General features: G+C 62.7%; 2 protein-coding genes. Both read right to left on the reverse strand.

What is annotated here, in order from left to right; all coding sequences use genetic code 11:
* Positions 1 to 122: 122 nt before the first annotated feature.
* On the reverse strand, positions 123 to 3,290 hold the full coding sequence (locus tag ACXJ7R_RS27580; RefSeq protein WP_457154586.1) for an efflux RND transporter permease subunit: 3,168 nt from the start codon (positions 3,288 to 3,290) through the stop codon (positions 123 to 125).
* On the reverse strand, positions 3,287 to 3,580 hold a 294-nt coding region (locus ACXJ7R_RS27585; protein ID WP_457154587.1), incomplete at its 5' end, for an efflux RND transporter periplasmic adaptor subunit. The genes ACXJ7R_RS27580 and ACXJ7R_RS27585, both read right to left, overlap by 4 nt.

The following is a 3,580-nucleotide window of genomic DNA, read 5'->3' on the forward strand; positions in this document are numbered from 1 at the left end:
GATCACGGTAGCCAGCGCCACGTCACCCAAGACGAATATGCCCCCGACAATGAGCACGAGGCCAAGGAGAAGTCGAACCGATGTGGGTGGCAAAGTCGATGCGGTTCCATTCTCATAGGCAGTCATGGCTTCCTCCCCGATTGCTGGACTCCCTCATTGGTGTCGATCCCTGCCTTCGGCCGGACAGTGGCCCACTCCGCAATATGCTGGATCGCCGCGAATAGGGCCGGGATGATGAAAAGGCCGATCGTCGTTGCGGCCAGCATGCCGCCAAAGATTGTGACACCCACCGCCTGGCGCGCGCCGGCTCCTGCGCCGGTGGACACCGCCAGTGGAATAATGCCCAGAATGAAAGACAGAGCCGTCATCATCACAGCACGGAAACGTTGCTCGGCGCCAAGTCTTGCCGCTTCGTCGATCGGTTGCCCCTCCTCGCGGCGTTCCTTGGCGAATTCGACGATCAGGATGGCGTTCTTCGACGCCAGCCCGATGAGCAGCACGATGGCGATCTGCACATAAAGACTGTTTTGCAGTCCGAAAAGCATGAGCGCCCCAGTGGCGCCGAACAAGGCGGCTCCAAGGGACAGAATTACGGCGATTGGAAGCATCCAGCTTTYGTACTGCGCTACCAAGAACAGATAGGCGAACAGGAAGGCCAGTCCGAAGATCATGGTCTCCTGTCCGGCGCTGCGCCGTTCCTGGAACGACAGGCCGGACCACTCGTAGCCATAGCCGGCCGGCAGCGCCTGGGCCGCGACGCGTTCGATGGCATCCATCGCTGCCCCGGAACTGCCGCCTGGCGCGACTTGGCCGTTGATCTGTGCCGCTACCGAGAGGTTGTAGCGGGAGATGACGAAGGGCGCGAGCACAGTGCTGGTCGACACCACCGCCCTGAGCGGCACCATCGCACCCGTCCGGCTGCGAACATGGAGATTGAGGATATCCTCGGCGTCCCCGCGATGCTCGGCGTCAGCCTGCAGGTTGACTTGGAAAACTCGCCCCTGCAGCGTGAAATCGTTCACGTAACGAGACCCGAAGCTGGCGCCGATCGTCGAATAGATGTCGGACACGCTCACTCCAAGCGCTTCGGCGCGGGTCCGGTCGACATCGACATAAATCTGCGGCACATCGGCGCTGAAGGTAGTCGCCACACCGCCGATCTCCGGCGCCTGGTTGATCTCCGAAACGAATGCACGGACCACCGCCGCGATCTCCTCCGGCGGCTGGCCCTGCAAAGCCTGGAGGCGCAGATCGAGCCCACCGACCGCCCCGATGCCGGAAATGGCCGGTGGCGAAAAGACTGCAACATTGGCGCCCGGAATGGTTGAGAATTGCGCACGCAATCTTGCGAGGATGGCGTCCAGCCGCAGATCCGGCGTGTTGCGCTGATCCCAAGGATCCAGCGCCGCAACCACCATCGCTCCGTTGGGAGATTGTGTCCCCTGCACGATGCTGAAGCCTGCGACCGAAATGACGTTTTCGACGCCTTTCGTTGCCGACAGAGTCCGTTGAACCTCGCCGACAATCGCTCTCGTGCGATCGAGCGAGGCGGCATTCGGAAGCTGGATATCGACAAACAGGGCGCCCTGGTCCTCGTCCGGGAGGAAGGTAGCGGGAAGACCGCTGAACAGCAGGAAGGCACCCAGGAAGCAGGCGGCAAGCGCGGCGAGAGGTATGATCCACAGGCGCACCAGGAAACCGACCAGCCGACCATAGCCGACACGCGTCGCGTTCATGAAGCGCGCGAACCAGCCAAGTGGACCGCGCCGGTATCCGCTCTGTCCGCGCCTCAGCAGGATCGCGCTGAGTGCCGGGCTGAGCGTGAGGCCGACAACGGACGAGATGACCAGCGCCGCCGACAAGGTGACCGCGAACTGACGGTAAAGCTGCCCGCTTATGCCGGACAGGAAAGCTGTCGGGATCACCACGGCGAGGAGGACGAGCGTGGTGGAAATGATCGGACCCGTGATCTGCCCCATCGCCTTGCGGGCGGCCGCCGCCGTTTCGACCGCGGGGTCGTCCTCCATGACATGCTTGACGTTCTCGACGACAAGGATGGCATCGTCGGCGACCAGTCCGATCGCCAGCACCAGGGCTAGCAGCGAGATCGAGTTTATCGAATATCCGAACGCCAGCAGGATGGCGATGGCGCCCAGCATTGCGACGGGCATGGCCAGCGCCGAGACCAGGGTGGCTCGCCAGTCCTGCAAGAACAGATAGGTGACGACGAGCACGATCAGGAAAGCCTCGCCGAGGATCCGCACGATGAGCGAGAGGCTCGTACGGACAAACCGTGTCGCGTCGTAGACGACCTGGTACTGGAGGCCGGGCGGAAACGTGGGTGCAAGACGCTTTAGCTCGGCGAGCACAGCGTTGGCGGTCTGGATCGCGTTGGCTCCCGGCGCCTGGTTTATCTGAAGCATCGCCGTGTCATGCCCGGCGAAGCTCGCGCTCGATGAATAATTGCGCGCGCCGAGTTCGATGCGGGCGATGTCGTGCAACCGTACGATCGCTCCGGCCTCGCCGGTGCGCACGACGATGGCCCCGAATTCATCCGTGCTCATGAGGCGGCCGCGGGCCACGAGCGTATATTGCAGCTCGGTGCCTTCCCGCGCCGGTGGAGCCCCGGCCTGGCCAAGCGAGGCCTGGATGTTCTGCCGCTGAATGGCTGTGGCCACGTCATCGGCCGTTATGCCGAGCGCATCCATGCGTGCCGGATCCATCCATATGCGCATCGAGTATTCGGACGCGCCGACGACGGAAGCCTCGCCGACTCCGGTGACACGCGAGAGCGCATCGGCGATCGTTGTCGAGGTGAAATTGGTGATCTGCAGCACGTCGAGCTTGCTGTCCGGAGAATAGAAGGCGATGCCGAGTACGAAATCGGGCGATCTCGACCGCACCGACACGCCTTGCTGGGTGACCGCGGCCGGCAATTGAGAAATCGCCAATTGCGCCCTGTTCTGCACATTGACCTGCGCAATGTCTGGATCCGTGCCGACTTCAAACGTCACGGACAGCGAATATTGCCCGGCATTCGAACTTGTCGACGACATGTACATCATGTTGGGGACGCCATTGATGGCCGTCTCCAGAGGCCCGCCGACGACATCGGCTATTACTTCCGCGCTCGCGCCGGGATAGATCGCCGAGACGCTGACGGTGGGCGGCGTGATCTCTGGATATTGCTGCACCGGCAGCGAAAAAATGGCGATCGCGCCTGCAATCGAAATGACGATCGACAAGACAATCGCCAGCCGGGTCCGCGTGATGAAGAGATCGGAGATCATTGGCCATCGCCAATGGGCTGGCCTTGGCTCGGCTGAACCGTCATGCCTTCGACAAGACGCTGGATTCCCTGGACGACGACCTGCTCGCCGCCGCTGAGGCCAATGGTGACCGCCCAGCCATTGTCGACCCGTGCGCCCGTGTCGATGCGCCGTTGCGAGACGGTGTTGCTCTTGCCGAGCAGATAGACGAAGCGCCCCTCGCGATCCWGCAGCACCGCTGCCTGAGGTACTATCGGCAAGCGGGGCGCGTCTTTCTCCCGCACGTAGAGGGTGACGAACTGTCCCGGCAG

The sequence above is a fragment of the Mesorhizobium sp. P5_C1 genome (assembly GCF_054049815.1).